An 18,333-nucleotide genomic window follows, 5' to 3' on the forward strand; every position below is an offset into this window, starting at 1 on the left:
GAGCAACAATGTCAGAAATCGCGTTACGACTCCAGGATGTACACGTGGCCTACGGCAACAGCCAGCAATCGGTGCTGACCGGCTTTTCAATGTCGGTGCGCAAAGGCGAAATCGCCTGCCTGCTGGGTGCGTCAGGCTGTGGGAAAACCACGGTTTTGCGCGCGGTCGCCGGATTTGAACGCCTGCAACGCGGAGAGATTTATGTTTCACAGCGGCGTGTTGCTGGCCCCGGCGTGCATCTGCCGCCGGAAAAACGGCATGTCGGCATGGTGTTTCAGGAATACGCGTTATTCCCACATCTGACAGCCCAACAAAACGTGGCCTTTGGTTTGCGCCGCCTGCCACGAGAAGCGCAACAGGCCAGAGTCACCGAGCTGTTAAAAATGGTTGAACTACACAGCCACGCCAGCCATTACCCTCATGAGCTTTCTGGCGGACAGCAGCAGCGTATCGCCCTGGCCCGCGCCCTGGCGCCACATCCGGATATTCTGCTGCTGGATGAACCGTTTTCCAGTCTGGATAAAAGCACCCGCGAGCGTCTGGGTGGCGAGGTGCGGGATATTTTGCGCGCCGCCGGACAAACGGCGCTGCTGGTCACCCACAGTGAACATGAAGCGCAGTTGATGGCGGACCATATTGGTTTTGTGAAAATGGGTCAGTTTCAAACGAAGCACGCGGCCTGACGGTAACATACAGGCCGTGCGGGGTAGTGATTAGAATCTCTGCACCTGGCTGATATTCACTGGCATCCCGGAGCGGCGTTCCAGCGTTGCATTAGCACGACTGACGTCCACTCCCTCTCCGCCCACAAAACTGCGTAATGCCGGAGTCACCGGCAGTGGGATCTTTTTATCCGACTCATATTCGCTGCGGTTGCGTGACAACGGTTCATGAACTTCAACCCAGCGGCTACCGTCTGGCTCAGTACTGTATTTAACAGGCCGGTCGATAAGTTGAACCCGCGTTCCCACCGGCACGGTATCAAACAGGTATTTAATATCGTCATTGCGCAGGCGAATACAGCCCTGGCTGACCCGCAGCCCAATTCCGAAATTAGCATTGGTGCCGTGAATAGCGTATAGCTTGCCAATATAAATGGCGTACAACCCCATCGGATTTTCCGGCCCGGCCGGAACAAACGCCGGTAAGCTTTCGCCACGCGCGGCGTATTCCCGGCGGGTATTTGCTGTTGGCGTCCAGCTCGGTGCTTCCTGCTTGCGCTGTACCGTCGTCACCCAGTTGCGCGGCGTTTCTCTCCCCGCCTGACCGATACCGATGGGTAAGATTTCAACTGTATTGCTGTCTTTGGGGTAATAGTAAAGACGCATTTCAGCGACGTTTATAACAATACCCTCACGCACGGTGTCCGGCAAAATAACCTGCTGTGGCACCACCAGCGTAGAGCCCGACTTCGGCAAATAGACATCCACCCCCGGATTGGCTTCCAGCATATTGCTCAGCCCCTGCCCGTACTGCGCCGCAAATGCTTCCAGCGGTTGCGTATTGGCTGGCGGCACCGTAATAGTCAGCGGACTGCCGACCAGGCGGCTGCCCTCTGGCGGCAACGGATAGCTCACCGCCTGAGCTCCCTGGCCGGCAAGCAGTATGATAAGTGAACACAACAGTTTTACACGACGCATCATTGTCCTTTCCTTCGCCGCAGCAGATATCCGTTAATTATAGCTTTTTTATCGGGTTAACGGGGTTACGACGTACCCAACCAACAAGAACCCCGCCGTTGAGCGGGGTGCTGCTTGACTACGCTTCCTTACCGTCCGGAAGCACAATATTGCTGGCGGCTAAATGCCCCATATTGTTATACATGGCGCAGGCGGCCTCAACGATCGGCATTGCCAGCGCGGCACCACTGCCTTCACCTAAACGCATGCCCATGTTGAGATACGGGTCCAGTTCCAGATGCGCCAGGGCGGTACGGGCACCTTTTTCGGCGGAAAAATGTGAAGGGATCAGGTACGGCTTAATCTCTGGCGCAATCTGACAGGCTGCCAGCGCAGCGGAATAAGAAAGGAACCCATCCAGCAACACCGGCAGACCGCAGGAGGCAGCCCCCAGCATCACACCCGTCATCCCCACAAGATCAAAGCCACCGACTTTGGCCAGCACATCAATACCATCTGTGGGATCGGGCTGATTAATGGCGATCGCCCTACGCACCACATCCACCTTATTGCCCACCCGCGAGAGTGGCAGGTTAGCGCCAATCCCCACCACCGCCTCAGCATCACTGCCGGTCAGTACGCTAACAATCGCCGCCGCAGGCGTGGTATTGGCCATGCCCAACTCACCGACGCCAAACAGCGTGACGCCCTCTTTCGCCAGTTCACGGGTATAGCGCATCACTTCCAGCAACAGTTCCTCGGCCTGAGAACGGTGCATTGCCGGGCCTTCAGCAATATTGCCGCAGCCACGCGCAACGCGCATATTCACCACGCCAGGAATAGGGTCAGCGTCAATCCCCACATCAATCACATGAACCTTTGCGCCAACCTGGGTCGCCAGTACGCAAACGCCGGTCGTGCCACGCGTCATATTTGCTGCCTGAATCGCCGTAACCACTTTCGGCGAAACGGCCACACCTTCATCCCAGACGCCGTGATCGGCGCACATCACCAGCATCGCTTTCCCCCCCACGCGCGGCACGCCCTTCAGGCCTGGCATACCGGCGAGTTGCACGGCCAGGGACTCAAGACGTCCCAGGCTGCCCGGCGGTTTAAGTAAGCCATCAATATGCTGCTGTGCGCGTAACATTGCAGCACTGTCGGGAGAAGGGATCGCGTGGAGTAAAGCGGATAAAGTCTGCATAAGGGTTCTCAATGTGTTGACTGGCTCAAAGCAGAGCCAGTAAGAAGATCAACTCGCCAAGTTCGATGGCCGCACCAAGCGTATCGCCGGTCTGCCCACCCAACGTGCGTTTTAATAATTGCCCAAGAATGAAAATTGCCACCATCGTGACGACCAGCGCCGCCACTCCACGCATGCCGGGAAGCAGTACAGCAGCAAGGATCGCCGCAATCCCCAACGTAACGCAGGTTTGTCGTCCGGTTACTTTGCCTATAAAGACATTTCCCAGCCCTTCTTCGCGGGCATAACGATGCCGGTACATCAGCAAAACTGCGGTTCCACGCCCTGCCACACAGGCTGCACTCAGTGCAGCCAGCATTGGCGTTCCGCGTAAAGCCAGTTCGCTTACCACCAGCACTTTAGCCAGCAGAACAAAGATCAGCGCCAGTCCGCCGTGGGTCCCCAGGCGGCTGTCGCGCATTATTTCCAGCATCCGCTCGCGCCGACGAGCAGAAAACACGCCATCACAGGTATCCGCCAGACCGTCAAGATGAAAACCGCCGGTCAGCAGCGCCAACGTCAGCACGCTAAACAGCGCTGCCAGCGGGATACCGCACCAGGTTTGCAGCGCCATGAAGACCAGTCCCGTCACCCCTCCCAGCACCACGCCAATCAGCGGGAACATGACGATGCCGCGCGAGTATTGCTCGAACTCCAGTCCTTGCGACCAGCGTGCAGGAACGGGCAAGCGACTGATAAAAGAGAGCATTGCCCAAAACAACTTACTCATTTAATTTTGACTCCAATTCCAGATACCACCAGCCAGACCTCATCTGACGCTGCCGCCAGGCGCTGGTTTACCCGTCCAGCAATATCGCGAAAATGCCGCGCCAGACGATTTTCCGGAACAATCCCCATCCCCACTTCGTTAGTCACCAGCACGACTTTTGCCGGGCAACGCTGACAAGCGTCAATCAGCACACGGATCTCATCCTCAATGGACCGTTCCATCGCGGCGTAGTCCCAGCCATCCGGTGAACTGTCGCCGCCTAACGCAAACAGCTGGTTCGTCACCATCGTGGTAATGCATTCCAGTAAAATCGCCTCGTGCGGATCGTTCTCGGCCGTAATCAGCGCATCAAGATGTTGCCAGCGCTCGGCTGTACGCCAGTGCGCAGGGCGTCCATCACGATGGTGTTGAATTCGCGCCGCCATCTCCTCGTCGAATATCTGCGACGTCGCGATGTACAGCACGTTTGGGGAGTCCGCGACCAGTGCCTCTGCGTGACGGCTCTTGCCGCTACGGGCACCACCGGTAACCAGAATCATCATACTGGCTCCTGGTGTTGCTGCATGATGGTATAAATTTTCTCAATATCGATGTGTTGCCGCATCGCATCCGCCAGCAGATCAAACTGCTGTGATTTATATTGCGCGTAATGGAAGGTTGAATCCAGTGGTGCTAACCCTTTGCGCACCCGTAGGCCATTCACCAGCGCGCGCGTAAATTCATCGCTATCAAACAGGCCGTGTAGATAGGTGCCGAACGCCAGAGCGTCGTGAGTCACCGCACCATCAGCGACGTTACCGCCCTCTTTTTGCAGCGTCATTACCGACTGACACTCCCCGGATAACACCGTTTCACCCATATGAATTTCATAGCCGCGAACAGCTAACCCTGAGGCGTCTGCCAGCCAGTCCGGCAATGTGGCCGACATTTGCCCTTCAACCAGGGTCGTGGTTTTGTGTTGCGCAAAATGGGTAACGGTATCGAGCAGGCCAAGACCCGGCAGCGTTCCCAGCCCCGACTCCACGTCATCGATAATGGTCTCGCCGAGCATTTGATAGCCACCGCAAATCCCCACCACCGGCACATTCTGACGGTGTAGCTGCAACACGCTGTGCGCAAGACCGCTTTCGCGCAGCCAGACTAAATCGCCGAGCGTATTTTTACTGCCCGGCAAAATCACCAGATCGACGCCTGCCAGCTCTTCCGAGTGGCGAACATAGCGCACCCGAACGTCCGGCTGGGCGGCCAGCGCATTAAAATCCGTAAAGTTGGAAATATGCGGCAGTTGCACCACAGCAATCTCGATATCGCGTTTGTCGGTGCGTAAATACTTCCCTTTTTGCAGCGCGACGCCATCTTCATCTTCGAGATCAACATCCAGCCACGGCATCACGCCGAGTACGGGAACGCCGGTCAGCGCTTCAATTTGTTCAATACCGGAATAGAGCAGCGCCACATCGCCACGAAATTTATTGATAATCACGCCTTTTACGCGCGCGCGTTCATGATCATGCAGCAGCGCCAGCGTGCCATAAATCGAGGCAAACACGCCGCCGCGATCGATATCCGCCACCAGCACAACCGGGCACTGCGCCATCTCCGCCATCCCCATATTGACGATATCGCGATCGCGCAGGTTAATTTCAGCCGGACTTCCCGCCCCTTCCAGCACAATAACGTCAAATTCCTGCGCCAGACTGTTATAAACCGAAATGATCTGCTCGCGCAGACGCGGTTTGTACTCGTGGTAACTTACCGCATCCATATCGGTCGCCACTTTGCCCATCAATACCACCTGCGCTTTGCGGTCGCTGGTCGGTTTCAATAGCACCGGATTCATACGTACATCTGGGGTGATCCCTGCCGCTTCAGCCTGGAAAATTTGCGCGCGCCCCATCTCTTTCCCCTCAGGCGTAATACCCGAGTTCAGCGCCATGTTCTGCGATTTGAACGGCGCAGTACGTCGTCCATCCTGATAAAAAATACGACACAGCCCGGCGACTAATACGCTTTTGCCTACATCAGATGCCGTTCCCTGCAACATTATTGCCTGCGTCATGACGCCTCCTTCAGTGCGTTCTCTCGCATACAACGATAAAATTCAGCCTCTGTTTTACACAATGGAAAGCCTAGCTCTGTGTGCAACTTCACCAGCCAGGGCTGAGTTAATCCTGCTTGTTCAATAAGGTCCGTGCGCGCGAATACCTCACCGGGGGTGCCGTGCGTCAGCACTTCTCCCCGGCGCAAAACGTAAACCGCGTCACTCACTTCATAGATAAGATCGATATCATGGCTGGAAATAACCACATGATTTCCCTGCGCCACGATCCGTTTAATAATCTCAATCATTTGCGTACGGCCCGAGGGATCAAGGCCCGCAGTCGGTTCATCCAGCAGCAAATACTGCGCCTGCAGTACCAGCGCGCCAGCGATCGCCACGCGTTTTTTTTGTCCGTGGCTTAGGCATTGAATAGGCTGATGACGGAAATGTTGTGCATCCACCAGCGTCAGGGCATCTTCCACCCGGCGAGCAATTTCTTTTTCATCCACGCCAATATTGCGCAGGCTAAAGGCGATGTCGCTGTCGATATCGGTATAAAAGATTTGCTGATCGGGGTCCTGAAATACGGTTGCCACCTGCTGACGCAGTGCCAGCAGGCCTCGCTTGCTGTAATCCAGCGGTTTTCCTTGCCACATCACCGCCCCCTGCTGTGGACGCAACAAGCCACTCAGGTTCATAAACAGCGTGGATTTTCCGCACCCATTGGCCCCCACCAGTCCAGTGACGGCCTGCGCGGAAAAATCCAGCGTGAGCCCTTTGAGGACCGGGTCATCCTGATAGCGAAACCAAAGCGCTGAGGTGGCAAGCATACTTATCCTTACAGGTGAAAATCACCCTGATACAGTTTGATATCCAGTGTGGTGGTCATTTGCTGATAGCGGATTAACACACGCGTAAACAACAGCCCCACCAGCATTGCCAACGAGCGATAGCTCAGCGGCACGCTACGATAACCAAAACGCAGCGTTTGCGCGCGGTGAATAGCGAGCGCTTCGTCTAAAAGAATAAAAATAAATCGCCAGGTCAGTAGGATCTGCTCAGTCAGCAGGCGCGGAACGCGCGCCCATTTCAGTAAAAGAATTAATTGCGGGAACGGCAGATTAAGTACCAACCAAAAGGTGGATGCCAGCGCCGCCAGGCTTCGCCAGAATGTTGCATTGGCAGTGAGTACACCCGCTTCAGTGACGCCTAACCAGTAGCTACCCACCGGCAGACTAACCAGTAAGCTATGCGGATCGCGACTCACACTGAATAGGATCGTCACTACCCCGACCAGCAAAAAACCAAACGGCAACGCCATCCAGCGACACCAACGCCAGAAAGAGATGCGCAGCAGCCAGCAGCTCAGTGCGGCAATGAGTAACAGCTCGATACCCTGCCCCAACGGAGGCAGGGTAAACGCCAGAATCATCATCACTAACCACAGCAGAAATTTGCGCTGCGGTGTGACATGAAACCAGCGGCTCTGGTAGCTCAGCCTGTCAAGACCGGTCATCACGGCGTTGTCTGCCCTTGGTGTAACCCAGAATGTAGAAAATTACCGCTGCACCGAGCGATCCCTGAAGCGTAAACAGCAGACTTTCAATTTCACCGCTGGCTGGCTCATACAGCGGCTGGAACCACGGCTCATAATGCGGAGCGATGGCCTGAATCTGGCTTTCCGCTTCGCCATCTGATCCTCCGTATTCTCCACCGTGGTTGATGAAAAATGGCAGGACAACCAGCCCAATCACCATTGCTAACAGAATCAGCGTCTTTTTCATGGTTAATGTCCTTGTGCGGTGATGAGCTGCCGTTTGGTGAGCTGGTCATAAATCATCACCGTGAGCAAGCCTTCTGCGATAGCGATTGGGATCTGCGTCAGGCAGAAAATCCCCATGAACTTGATGATGGAGCCCGTAGCACCTACGGACGGGTCAGGGAAAGCAACACCCAGTTGCACCGACGTCACAAAATAGGTCACCAGATCGGCCAGCATGGCGCAGAGGAAGACGCAGACATCACGACGGAACCCCGCACGGCAAGCCATCTTCCACACCATATAGCCGACGACCGGACCAATAACCGCCATCGACATACCATTAGCGCCCAGCGTGGTCAAACCGCCATGTGCCAGCAATAATGCCTGGAATAACAAAACGATGGCCCCGAGAATGGCCACCACGCCTGGCCCGAACAGAATCACCGCCAGACCGACCCCGGTCGGATGCGAACAACTCCCGGTAACAGATGGAATTTTCAGCGCTGACAGCACGAAAATAAACGCGCCACACAGGGCCAGTAACACTTTCTGGTGGTTATCTTCCTGCACAATTTGGCGCAGGCGCACCAGCCCATACCACAGGCAGGGTAAAAACAGCAGCCACCAGGCCAGCGCCCACATCGGCGGTAAAAAGCCTTCCATAATGTGCATAGCAAACGCCTGCTCAGGCACAATCATCAGCAATAGCGCCGCAGCCAACCCGCTGAAAGACAGCTGTTTTAGCTGGTGTTCTAGCTTCATCTTTCATACTCCCACTGTTTATTGACCAGAATGGTCGAGAAATACGGCAGCGGCTGATCGTCACTCACTTCACTGAGTTGGCGCCAGCACTGCTCACCCGGTAGCGTGGCTTCGGACATCATTAACGCGCAGTCCAGAATGCCTTCTTCTTGCAGCAACGCCTTGATGCGTGCAAACCGACCGTAGACCTTCATCAGCACCAGGCTGTCATGCTGCTTTAACGCCTGCCGGATTTCTGCCTCCGGTGCAGTGCACGAGACGACCGCCAGCGACTGCTGTTCCATGGCGAGCGGCGTTTTTGAGCGCGCGGCAATCGCAGCAAATGAGGTCACGCCGGGGACGATTTCTAACCAATCAGGATTACCAATACGCTGGAGTAAAAAGACCCAGGTACTGAACAGCATGGCATCGCCGAGGGTGATGAAACCGACCTGCTTGCCGGCCTCCACTTCCGCAACCAGTGCAGCGGCGACCTCATCCCAGACGGCTTCTTTTTCGGCACTGTCGGCGCTCATCGGGAAATGGCAGCAGCGAATTTCAGTCTGCTCACCGACATATTCCCGAACGATAGACAGCGCCAGGCTGTCGCCACCTTTACGCCCGGCGGGCGCATAAAGAATATCCAGCGAGCCGAGCGTGCGCGCCGCGCGCACGGTTACCAGATCGGAAGCACCTGGCCCGGTGCTCAATGCATACAATTTGCCACTCATGCTGCTTCCTCCAGCGCCACGCTCAGCGCCTGCTGTAAATGTGCCACGAACATGGCGCGTACCGCCGGGTTCTCACCCAGACCACTCAGCCACGGCGTGGCCGGAATGCCTGCCGCATTAAATAATGTTTTCCACGAGTCGTCTTCGTCGGAGGCCATATCGTTGATAGCGTGGTCACCCGCAACCAGCATTAATGGCATAAGATGCACCGCTGTTATCCCTTCGCGACCTAAGCTGTCGATAAGAATATCCACTTCCGGGTAGCTCTCTACCGCACCAACTCGCGCCGGGAAACCCTGCGCGGTCATCATGTGATCGAGGCAGGCATAAGCGGCAAAGGCGTGATGGCTGGCCCCGTGCCCCATAAACACCACTTTTTCTCGCTCACCAAGCGACGGCATCTGCTGCTGCAGCGCCAGCATCAGTTGCGCGTAATCATCATGGCTACTCAGCAGGGGAACCCCCAGCGTCAGGCGGGCAAACAGCGGGCGCATACTTTGTACTTCACGAACTATTTTTTCGTACTCGTCACCGTTAATGATGTGCAGCGACTGAATAGCCACATCCTGATACCCCTGCTCCGCCAGCTTTTGCAGGGCCTGCAACGGCGTGTCGATGTCAATGCCGTCGCGCTGTTTGAGCTTGCGGATGATCATCCCGGAGGTAAATGCCCGAAACAGGTCACGGTCAGGGCAACTGGCCGCAAGATCGCGTTCACAGGCCACAATATTTTTCTCACAGGTGTCGTGATAGCTGGTGCCAAAACTGACCACCAGAAGCGCCTTTTTCATCTCTAACTCCTTAAGCCACAGCCAGCCAGCGCGCTAAACGCGCCGCAAATGCGGCCTGACTATCCAGTAATTCTTCTCCCGTCACCAACGGTGCCGGACGTGTAATCACGATGCAGGGGATCCCGGCATCCAGACAGGGTTGTACTTTTTCCTGATAACCACCTTCAGCACCCGATGCTTTGGTGATGACCACGTCAGCCAGACACTGACGGTAAAAAGCGGCATTAAACTCAGCACTAAACGGCCCGCACAGGGCGAATATTTCGCCAACGCCAAATCCTAAATCGGCGCATTGCTGGATAACGTCAGGCACCGGCAGTACGCGGGCCAGCAGTGTTTTTTCCGGCAGCCCCGCGCGCCAGATAGCCAGATCTTTGCTGCCGGTGGTTAGCAGCACTCGTTCGCCAAAGCGACGCGCCACGTCGCAGGCTTGCTGAATACTCTGCACGGTATAAAGATGCGGATGCGTTAAGCCACTCAACTGCTCAGGGCGCTGATAGCGGCTCAGCAGCACGCCCGCCGCTTCACAGGCGCTCATGATGTTACGACTCACCACTTCGGCATACGGATGTGAGGCATCAATCACCCAGCGCGTACGGTTTTCCTGCAGCCAGGCAACCATGTGTTCCCGCTCCAGACGTCCGCAGCGCACCTGACCTTTAATATCGCCCGCCAGCTGTTTCCCCGTTGGGGTGGCTACCGACAGGGTATAAGCCACGTTCGCCGCATCCAGTTGCTGGCAAAGCATGCGCGCATCGCTGGTACCGCCCATGACCAGCACATCACCGTAATTCACAGTACATAACCACGTGGGGTGATCATCAGGCCATCCTGAACGTAGGTCGTTTTGTTGCCGACAATCACCAGGCTGGTCATATCCACCGGTTCAAAGTCCATTTCGCCGAGCGTGGTCAGCCATTTTTCCTGTTTTTTACGTCCGGCTGACTTCACGATACCCACCGGCGTTTGTGCACTTTTGCTGGCAGAAAGCAGCTCAAAAGCACGTGCCAGATGCCCTTCGCGGCCACGGCTGCGCGGGTTATAGAAACAAATCACGAAGTCAGCTTCGCCCGCAGCCACAATGCGTTTTTCAATCACCGGCCACGGTGTTAACAGGTCGCTTAAACTGATATGGCAGAAGTCGTGCATCAGCGGAGCACCGAGCAAAGAGGCGGCGGCAATGCTGGCAGTCATCCCTGGAATTAGCTTGACCTCAACATCCAGTTTCTGCTTGCTGACCAGCTCAAGCACCAGCCCGGCCATGCCGTAAATTCCGGCATCGCCGCTGCTGATTAGCGCCACGTTATGACCGGCCTGCGCTAGCTCAATCGCAGCCTGGCAGCGTTCTATCTCTTTGCACATCCCGGTTTTGATCACCTGCTTATCGCCGGTGAAGGCTTTTACCAGGTGGGTGTAGGTTTTGTAACCCACGATAATTTCTGCCGCTTTCAGTGCTTCAACGGCTTCCATGGTCATCATTGCCTGCGAGCCAGGACCAATTCCAATTACGGTTAACATCAGTGTGAAACTCCCAAAGTAATAGTGACGCCCTGTTCACGCAGGGTCTCGCCTAACAGTTGTCCATGGCTCAGCAGCCAGGCTGCAGGACCGGAGACGCTCCCCGTCCCGACCGTTTTACGCACAAACGATGAGGCAGGAAAACGGTGTTCATGCTCACGCAGCGCGTCAGCAGTAAAGGTTTCGAAAGGTACGCGACAGCAGGAAGCCAGTTGGATAAGCCCCTGTTCATCTTTTTTCAGCGTAATGCTGCCGATGGCTTTTAGTGCCAACGGATCGAGCCGTTGGGCTTCAAGTTGGCGGGAAAGCAGTTCAGCTAACAGCGGGAACGGCGTATCGCGACGACAGCCAATCCCGGCGACAACCCGCTGTGGCACCAACTTCCAGTGCGGAAGGGGCAACTCGGGGAGATCGGTCCGCAAGGTGATGCAAATCAGCGCATCGAGTTCAGGGAGTTGGTTCAGGTCAGTCACCGTGATGAAACCACGACGATCGCAATGACTGACGTCCTGCGCCAGTTCGTCGTCCCACCACAGGCCAACCCGCTTGTTGCTGACCAGCATCTGATTAACGATTTTTACCACCGAACGGAAGTCGGTCATTCGCGCATTCAGTTGAAACGCCAGCGTATCAAGGGCCGCCATGTCATTCACATCCGTCGCCGTGGTGATCACCGGATCCGCACCCAGCATGCCCGCCAGGTAGCGCGCCAACGTGTTAGCGCCCCCCGCATGGCCCGACAGCAGGCTGATGACATGCTGCGCACGCTCATCGATCACGACCACCGCCGGGTCACAAAACTTGTCGTTAACCAGCGGGGCCAGCACACGTACCGCAATACCGGTCGCGCCGATAAAAATCAGCGCCGAATAGTTCGCAAACGCATCGCGGGCCGCATTGGCAAACCCGTTTTCGAAGGGAAGAAATCCCTCCTCCAGCAATTTTTCACTGGTGAAACAGGTCACCGGTAGCATTGCCGCCAGACGCTTCGCCAGCAAAACACCGCCGGGCGTCAGGCAGAACAACGCGATAGACTCAGGCTTTACGGTATTCATGGCTAAAGTCCGCCGCATAGAGTTTGGAGTAGTGATACTCCGAGCCCAGGAAGTTGCCGACCAGAATAAGCGCCGTTTTGCGGATCCCCGCATCGCGCACTTTGTCGCCAATATCCTCAAGGGTGCCACGTACGGTCTGGCTTTCAGGCCAGGTGGCTTTATAGATGACCGCCACTGGCGTGGTCGCCGGATAACCGCCTTCAATCAGACGCTCAGCCACCCGATGGATACGCTGGACGGAAAGATAAATCGCCATTGACGTCTGGTGACTGGCAAACGCCTCCAGTTGTTCGCGCTCCGGTACCGGCGTACGACCTTCAAGACGGGTAATGATCAGACTCTGCGACACTTCAGGTACCGTATACTCGACGCCGAGTTCTGCCGCTGCCCCGAGGAACGCGCTGACGCCTGGCACCACCTGCCATTCAATCCCGCGTTTGGTCAGCTCTTCACCCTGCTCGCGGACCGAGCCGTACAGCGAGACGTCGCCGGTTTGCAGACGCACAACCGTTTTACCCGCTTTTACACCGGCTTCCATCAGGTCGAGGATTTGTTCCAGATGCAGTTCGGCGCTGTCGTGACACTCAGCGTCAGGTGGGCAATATTCCAGCAGTTCGGTATTAATCAGCGATCCGGCATAGATAACCACCTGCGCCTGCTGCAGCAACCGGTAACCTTTGAGGGTAATCAGCTCGCGATCGCCAGGACCAGCGCCAACAAACCACACACTACGGGGATCAAATATCTCAGACATGGTTTCCTTCCTTCTGACAGGCGATAACAAAAACGGGATTATTCGGTTTGAAATAGTGGCCACTGCCAAGCGTGGTCAGTGATGACACCTGCATTTGCAGGCAGTCCACACCCTGCACGCCAAGGTGCTCCAGATGCGCCAGCGCGGTATTCAGGTTTTCCTGAAGAATGAAGGTCATTACCAGCCGTCCGGCGGGATGCAGTTGGCGCATCGACCAGTCGATCAGGTCGGTCAAGTGACCACCACTGCCGCCCATAAAGATGGCATCAGCTTTTTCCGCGATGGTCATCGGCGCGATACCGGGATAAATATCAACGTTGGCGCAGGCAAAGTGCTGGCGATTCTCGTCCAGCAGTCTGAGTGCCGCCGGGTTACGCTCAATCGCCGTCACGCGTAGCGATGGATATTGCAACGCCGCTTCTATCGACACGCTGCCGGTTCCTGCGCCAATATCAATCAGGTGCGTGGCACGGTGTAATTCAAGTTTTGAGAGGGCAAGTGCACGTACCGCTTCTTTGGTCATCGGCACCTTCTCTCCACGCAGAAAAAGCTCATCTTTCATCGAGGATCACCACTGCATTCATGTCATAGTCGGCATTAATTTCACTGAGCGGCAGGCAGTGGATGCGTTCATTTTCCATTGCCAGGTTTTCGCCAATCACCATCCAGCGATGCCCCTTACCACGGGCAATAAGCTGATGTGCAATTTCGCGCGGACCGCACAGGGCATCCGTGACCATCGCCACCTTGTTATGTCGTGCCAGTTCATCGAAACAGACGCTACGGCCGTGGCTACTGGTCAGCCACATGTCGTTCATATCAATACCGGACTGCGCGCACAGATATTGCACCGCACTGATGCCAGGAATAATGCGCACATGTTCAATGCCAAAATGCGCCACCATCCGGGTGCCAATGCCGTAGAACAACGGATCGCCAGAGGCCAGTACCACTACATGCTTCCCCTGATGCTCGCCAATCCAGGTTAATAACTCCGGGATATTGGCGCCAAGGGCAAACCGCTCGCCGGTAAAATCCGGGAACTGCTGCAAATGCCGTTTACCACCGACCAGCACATCCGCCGTGGCGACAGACTCGCGTGCTGCGGGCGTCATCAAATGCAACCCCGCGGGTCCCATCCCTACAACGGTAAGCATGTCATCTCCTGCGCAATCTCTGTGACCGGGCGGTTGCTGCCGAGGATCTGGTTATCAAAAGAGAACATGATGGCGTCGCAGGTCGGCGGATTTTTGGTAAAACGCAAAGTCTGCAGGACACGCATGCAGATACGTTTAGCCAGATGATCGTAAATATGCTGAAAACCGTAGGCATCGATGTGCTCCATCGCGGCTTCGGTGGTATCGCAGTCGCTGACCAACGTCAGTAATTCCAGCGGCGCACCGAGCAGCGCCAGGTGGGCGACCAGAGTTTCCATACGTGCGTCGGCAATATGGCTGTGGGTATGGAAAATACCCGCTGCAATTTTGATGAGCTTGCCCGGATGTCCGACGAGAACGATTTGTTTGAACCCAAGGCGGACGGCCTCTTCAATCATGTAGCCGACAAAGTTGCTCATGGTGACCACCACCTGCGTGTCAATCCCCATCTGTTCGCGGACAAAACGTTCGCCATGGTTACCCGGCACCAGCACCACGTGTTCAAGTCCCGCCGCACGTTTGATTTCCAACTCCAGCGACAATGAACGCTTCCAGCTCTCTTCCGACATGGGCGTAACAATGCCGGTGGTGCCGATAATGGAAATGCCGCCCAGAATACCCAGACGCGAGTTGTAGGTTTTCTGCGCCCGCTCTTCACCTTCCGGGGCAAAAATTTCAATCTGTGCCCCACGATTTGGGCCGATCGCCTCGCGAACCGCTGACTCAATAGTCTGACGCGGCGTGCGATTGATTGCCGAACTGCCTACCGGTAGGCCAATTCCTTTGCGGGTGACCGTGCCGACACCTTCGCCGCCCTGCAGCGCTATTTCGCCGCTATCGTCTAGCGTCACACGAGCAAAAATCAGCATCCCGTGGGTGGCGTCCACATCATCGCCGCCGTCTTTACGAATAGCGGCAATCGCCTGCTGCCCTTCAATGTGCGGCGACTCAACGTTCAGGCATAGCGTGACCCCGGACGGGGTGACTATGGATACTTGATGGATCAAATGCTGACGCAATACCATCAATGCAGCGACTTTGGCTGCTGCCGTCGCACACGATCCGGTGGTGTACCCTTTGCGCAGCGCTTTACCGTTGTGCCATACCGGTGCGTCAAAGGGTTGGTCGCTCATCGCGCCCCCTGCATGTGGTAGAGCATCGCGTTGACGATAGCGGCTGCGACGTTGCTTCCGCCTTTGCGGCCCAGGGCAGCTATGGCAGGCAGATGACTTTTCGTCAGCGCATCTTTCGACTCCTCCGCGCCGACAAACCCTACCGGCACACCGACCACGCCGCTCACGGCAACATCGTGTTCCATCAGGCGGAACAGCGCCGTCGGCGCATTGCCAAAGACAAACAGCTTTTCGCCCTCTTCCTGAACCGCAATGTCGACGGCGGCCATCGAACGAGTGATACCCTGTTCTTTTGCGGCGCGCACCACTCGCGGGTCGCTGATGTAACAGCGGCATTCTCCGCCGAATTTTGCCAGCAACGTTTTGTTGATCCCGGAAAGGGCCATCGTAGTATCGGTATAAATCACGCTTGATCGGTTTAACGCGGCGCAAAACTGCGCCAGTACATCATCGGAAAACCACAAAATGTCCAGCCAGTCGAAGTCAGCGGTGGTGTGGATCACCCGCTTGATGATGGCCTCATGTAATGGGCTGGCAAACTGATAGTCCGGGCGGGTTTCACGAATAATGTCGCCAATGATGTCGAAACTTTTGGCTTCAATCGCCTGGGGTTGCTGAATGTATTGCATTGTTTTGTCCTCAGGCCACACCGACCAACAGCCACCGCAGCGCAATAAATAGCGCCAGAGCCAGGGTCGATGCTACCCACATCAATCGTATCGTTTGGGAAATGTCGTCTACTGAAATGTCTCGTTGTGCATCACCGATCCACGGTTTCTCAACGCGCTCGCCAAAGTAGTCGTTAGGACCACCCAGTCGAATGCCTAATGCCCCGGCAACGGCCCCCTCGGACCAGGCACAGTTTGGACTGCTGTGGTTGTAGCGATCGCGCCAACCAATGTGTAATGCACCGAAGCCGTCTTTACGGCATAAAAATGCAGCGCACCCGAGCAACAGCCACCCCAGTCGGGCAGGAATCAAATTCGCGACATCATCCAGTCGCGCACTGACCATCCCGATAGCACGGTACTTTTCATTTTTATAGCCAACCATGGAGTCCAGGGTGTTCACCGCTTTGTAGGCCATCGCCAACGGGGCACCGCCGAGAAACAGGAAGAACAGCGGTGCAATGATGCCGTCCACGGTGTTTTCAGCGATGGTTTCCACCACCGCGCGATTGATCTGTTTCGGCTGTAATTGTGAGGTGTCACGCCCCACAATCCAGGAGAGTTTTTCCCGACTTTCTGTGAGATTATTGGCACGCAGTGGACGTTCGACATCTCGTGCGGCATTCGCCAGGCAGCGGCCAGCCAACACGGTAAAGATCATCCACACCTCGACGCCCCACCCTAGCCACGGATGAAGCGATTGCGCCAGCGCCAGTACGCCCCATGAAACGCCCCAGGTCACGCCGACCACCACAACCCACAGCACTGCGCCACCGATACGCAGCATGCCATCGCTATGGCAGTAGCGGCGCACCAGGCGCTGCACAGTGGTAATGAGATTGCCAATCCAACGTACCGGATGCGGCCAGCTCTGCGGATCGCCAATGATAAAATCAAGCAGCCAGGCGACACACCACGCGAGCAGTGTCATTTCACGCTCCTCGCGGCGTCCAGCCAGTGATTAAGCATCTCAGGACGCTGAGCAAAATGAACGTGCAGGTAGCTGGCAAACGCATTGCCAACCTGCCAACCGCCAGACCACGCCTGTAACGTTTCGCCATCGCGAACTTTGCGACAGCTCATCACGGCCTGGGTTTGAGGGGTAAAATCGGAATAGTGAAATTCATGTCCGCGCAGCACGTCACCGGGCGCAGCGAGTAAGGTTTGTTGTTCGGCCTGCGCTTCACAATAGCCAAATCGGGTCAGACGTTTGCCCATCTTGCTGTGACCGGGAATAATATCCGCCATCGGCCAGATATCGCCGTCGCTGTCTTCCAGCGAACTCCCCAGATACATCAGACCACCGCACTCCGCGTAAATCGCCACACCGCGCTGATGAGCCGCACGCAGTTGCGCCAGCATGGTGGAATTTCGGGCAAGCCCGGCAGCGTGCAGCTCAGGGTATCCGCCCCCTAGCCAGATCATCTGGCAATCAGGGAGACGGCTATCGTGTAGCGGGCTGAAACGGACAATATTGAGGCCCGTGCGCGCCAGTAGCGTAATGTTATCCGGATAGTAGAAGTTGAATGCTTCGTCATCAGCAATGGCAAGCGTCAGTCCAGCTCCGGCATCGGCGGCAGGAAGCGCGGGCCATTCGCCCACCGGTGGGGTGTCTAACTGGCTTAAGGCCAGCAGCGCGTCGATATCTAACGTTTGCTCAAGCGTTGTTGCAAATTCCTGCCACGGCAACTGATTGACGATTGATTCCCGCGCGGTCACCAGTCCCAGATGACGCTCAGGGAGCGCCACGCCATCCACGCGGGGAACATAGCCCAATACCGGTATCGAACAGTAGAGTTCGATGGCGACTTTAAGTAGCTGGTAATGCGTTTCGCTGTTTACCCGGTTAACAATCACGCCAGCAATGTTCAGCGTTGGATCAAAATGCTGGAATCCCATCACCGTGGCAGCAATTGACGTTGAGACGGCTTTACCGTCCACCAGCAAAATGACCGGACAGCCCAGCTGCTTCGCCATCGCGGCGGAACTGCAGTAATTGGGGTCCGTACCATAACCGTCATACAACCCCATAACGCCTTCGATGACGGCGATATCCGCATGCTGCATATGTTCGCAAAATAAGGCGTTCAGCGTGGAAGTGGGGAGCATGAAGCTATCAAGATTGCGGGAGGCTGTGCCAGATACGGCGGTATGCCAGCCGGTATCCAGATAATCAGGACCGACTTTGCAAGGCTGGACGCGCAAACCGCGTTTTTTCAGCAGACTCAACAAGCCCAGCGTTACCGTGGTTTTACCACAGCCGCTTCCGGTACCTGCAAGAACAAACGCGCGAAAATTGGCCGCCATACCCTGATCCTGTTCAGGGTGGTAGGGGTGTAGAGATACCCAGTCTTTCGACTGTATGCATCTGAGCAACCCACTTCCCACCG

Annotated in this window: 22 protein-coding genes; 1 reads left to right on the forward strand and 21 read right to left on the reverse strand. The window is 56.0% G+C overall.

Features of this window, described 5'->3' with window-relative positions; genetic code table 11:
- The first annotated feature begins 8 nt into the window (after window positions 1-8).
- Window positions 9-683, forward strand: a complete 675-nt coding sequence (locus tag FDX01_RS06435; RefSeq protein WP_135911860.1) for an ABC transporter ATP-binding protein — start codon at window positions 9-11, stop codon at window positions 681-683.
- Window positions 684-713: 30 nt separating this feature from the next.
- Here the strand turns inward: FDX01_RS06435 and ldtA are convergent, their stop codons facing one another.
- The 21 genes from ldtA to FDX01_RS06540 all read right to left on the reverse strand — a co-directional run bounded on the left by ldtA (window position 714) and on the right by FDX01_RS06540 (window position 18,250).
- Window positions 714-1,640 carry a L,D-transpeptidase gene (ldtA, locus tag FDX01_RS06440; protein ID WP_115259925.1) on the reverse strand — a complete coding sequence of 309 codons (927 nt, stop codon included), beginning with the start codon at window positions 1,638-1,640 and terminating at the stop codon, window positions 714-716.
- 118 nt (window positions 1,641-1,758) lie between these two features.
- Complete coding sequence (gene cobT, locus FDX01_RS06445; protein WP_115258169.1) at window positions 1,759-2,823, reverse strand: nicotinate-nucleotide--dimethylbenzimidazole phosphoribosyltransferase; 1,065 nt, start codon at window positions 2,821-2,823, stop codon at window positions 1,759-1,761.
- A gap of 25 nt (window positions 2,824-2,848) precedes the next feature.
- On the reverse strand, window positions 2,849-3,592 hold the full coding sequence (cobS, locus tag FDX01_RS06450) for an adenosylcobinamide-GDP ribazoletransferase (RefSeq protein WP_137399454.1): 744 nt from the start codon (window positions 3,590-3,592) through the stop codon (window positions 2,849-2,851).
- Window positions 3,589-4,134, reverse strand: coding sequence for a bifunctional adenosylcobinamide kinase/adenosylcobinamide-phosphate guanylyltransferase (cobU, locus tag FDX01_RS06455; RefSeq protein ID WP_135911857.1), 546 nt, complete (start codon window positions 4,132-4,134; stop codon window positions 3,589-3,591). Before cobU ends, cobS begins: the two co-directional genes overlap by 4 nt.
- A complete protein-coding gene (locus tag FDX01_RS06460) occupies window positions 4,131-5,651 on the reverse strand; it encodes a cobyric acid synthase (RefSeq protein ID WP_137399455.1) in 1,521 nt (506 codons plus the stop codon). The genes cobU and FDX01_RS06460 overlap by 4 nt, the downstream gene beginning before the upstream one ends.
- Window positions 5,648-6,463, reverse strand: coding sequence for an energy-coupling factor ABC transporter ATP-binding protein (locus FDX01_RS06465; protein WP_096756669.1), 816 nt, complete (start codon window positions 6,461-6,463; stop codon window positions 5,648-5,650). Before FDX01_RS06465 ends, FDX01_RS06460 begins: the two co-directional genes overlap by 4 nt.
- Before the next feature lie 8 nt (window positions 6,464-6,471).
- Window positions 6,472-7,149, reverse strand: coding sequence for an energy-coupling factor ABC transporter transmembrane protein (locus tag FDX01_RS06470; RefSeq protein ID WP_096756668.1), 678 nt, complete (start codon window positions 7,147-7,149; stop codon window positions 6,472-6,474).
- Window positions 7,136-7,417, reverse strand: coding sequence for an energy-coupling factor ABC transporter substrate-binding protein (locus tag FDX01_RS06475; RefSeq protein WP_096756667.1), 282 nt, complete (start codon window positions 7,415-7,417; stop codon window positions 7,136-7,138). Before FDX01_RS06475 ends, FDX01_RS06470 begins: the two co-directional genes overlap by 14 nt.
- Before the next feature lie 2 nt (window positions 7,418-7,419).
- On the reverse strand, window positions 7,420-8,157 hold the full coding sequence (gene cbiM, locus FDX01_RS06480; RefSeq protein WP_096756666.1) for a cobalt ECF transporter S component CbiM: 738 nt from the start codon (window positions 8,155-8,157) through the stop codon (window positions 7,420-7,422).
- Window positions 8,154-8,867: a cobalt-factor II C(20)-methyltransferase gene (locus FDX01_RS06485; RefSeq protein ID WP_137399456.1), complete on the reverse strand. Its 714-nt coding sequence runs from the start codon at window positions 8,865-8,867 to the stop codon at window positions 8,154-8,156. The genes cbiM and FDX01_RS06485 overlap by 4 nt, the downstream gene beginning before the upstream one ends.
- Window positions 8,864-9,658, reverse strand: a complete 795-nt coding sequence (locus FDX01_RS06490) for a sirohydrochlorin cobaltochelatase (protein WP_115258164.1) — start codon at window positions 9,656-9,658, stop codon at window positions 8,864-8,866. The genes FDX01_RS06485 and FDX01_RS06490 overlap by 4 nt, the downstream gene beginning before the upstream one ends.
- Before the next feature lie 10 nt (window positions 9,659-9,668).
- Window positions 9,669-10,454, reverse strand: a complete 786-nt coding sequence (locus tag FDX01_RS06495) for a cobalt-precorrin-6A reductase (protein ID WP_115258163.1) — start codon at window positions 10,452-10,454, stop codon at window positions 9,669-9,671.
- Window positions 10,451-11,176: a precorrin-3B C(17)-methyltransferase gene (locus tag FDX01_RS06500; protein WP_096756662.1), complete on the reverse strand. Its 726-nt coding sequence runs from the start codon at window positions 11,174-11,176 to the stop codon at window positions 10,451-10,453. The genes FDX01_RS06495 and FDX01_RS06500 overlap by 4 nt, the downstream gene beginning before the upstream one ends.
- On the reverse strand, window positions 11,176-12,231 hold the full coding sequence (cbiG, locus tag FDX01_RS06505; protein ID WP_115258162.1) for a cobalt-precorrin 5A hydrolase: 1,056 nt from the start codon (window positions 12,229-12,231) through the stop codon (window positions 11,176-11,178). The genes FDX01_RS06500 and cbiG overlap by 1 nt, the downstream gene beginning before the upstream one ends.
- The gene (locus tag FDX01_RS06510; RefSeq protein ID WP_117343322.1) at window positions 12,212-12,985 is read right to left on the reverse strand and encodes a cobalt-precorrin-4 methyltransferase; all 774 of its coding nucleotides are present in this window, start codon (window positions 12,983-12,985) and stop codon (window positions 12,212-12,214) included. Before FDX01_RS06510 ends, cbiG begins: the two co-directional genes overlap by 20 nt.
- Window positions 12,978-13,547: a decarboxylating cobalt-precorrin-6B (C(15))-methyltransferase gene (locus FDX01_RS06515; RefSeq protein WP_115258161.1), complete on the reverse strand. Its 570-nt coding sequence runs from the start codon at window positions 13,545-13,547 to the stop codon at window positions 12,978-12,980. The genes FDX01_RS06510 and FDX01_RS06515 overlap by 8 nt, the downstream gene beginning before the upstream one ends.
- Complete coding sequence (locus tag FDX01_RS06520; protein WP_115258160.1) at window positions 13,537-14,142, reverse strand: cobalt-precorrin-7 (C(5))-methyltransferase; 606 nt, start codon at window positions 14,140-14,142, stop codon at window positions 13,537-13,539. Before FDX01_RS06520 ends, FDX01_RS06515 begins: the two co-directional genes overlap by 11 nt.
- Window positions 14,127-15,275, reverse strand: coding sequence for a cobalt-precorrin-5B (C(1))-methyltransferase CbiD (gene cbiD, locus FDX01_RS06525; protein WP_115258159.1), 1,149 nt, complete (start codon window positions 15,273-15,275; stop codon window positions 14,127-14,129). The genes FDX01_RS06520 and cbiD overlap by 16 nt, the downstream gene beginning before the upstream one ends.
- Entirely contained in the window at window positions 15,272-15,904 is a 633-nt protein-coding gene (locus tag FDX01_RS06530) for a cobalt-precorrin-8 methylmutase (protein WP_096756656.1), read from the reverse strand. The genes cbiD and FDX01_RS06530 overlap by 4 nt, the downstream gene beginning before the upstream one ends.
- A 10-nt stretch (window positions 15,905-15,914) precedes the next feature.
- Window positions 15,915-16,874 carry an adenosylcobinamide-phosphate synthase CbiB gene (gene cbiB / locus FDX01_RS06535; protein WP_135911854.1) on the reverse strand — a complete coding sequence of 320 codons (960 nt, stop codon included), beginning with the start codon at window positions 16,872-16,874 and terminating at the stop codon, window positions 15,915-15,917.
- The gene (locus FDX01_RS06540) at window positions 16,871-18,250 is read right to left on the reverse strand and encodes a cobyrinate a,c-diamide synthase (RefSeq protein ID WP_137399457.1); all 1,380 of its coding nucleotides are present in this window, start codon (window positions 18,248-18,250) and stop codon (window positions 16,871-16,873) included. The genes cbiB and FDX01_RS06540 overlap by 4 nt, the downstream gene beginning before the upstream one ends.
- Window positions 18,251-18,333: the final 83 nt, after the last annotated feature.

The organism is Citrobacter sp. wls613, from assembly GCF_005281195.1.
Taxonomy (GTDB): domain Bacteria; phylum Pseudomonadota; class Gammaproteobacteria; order Enterobacterales; family Enterobacteriaceae; genus Citrobacter; species Citrobacter gillenii.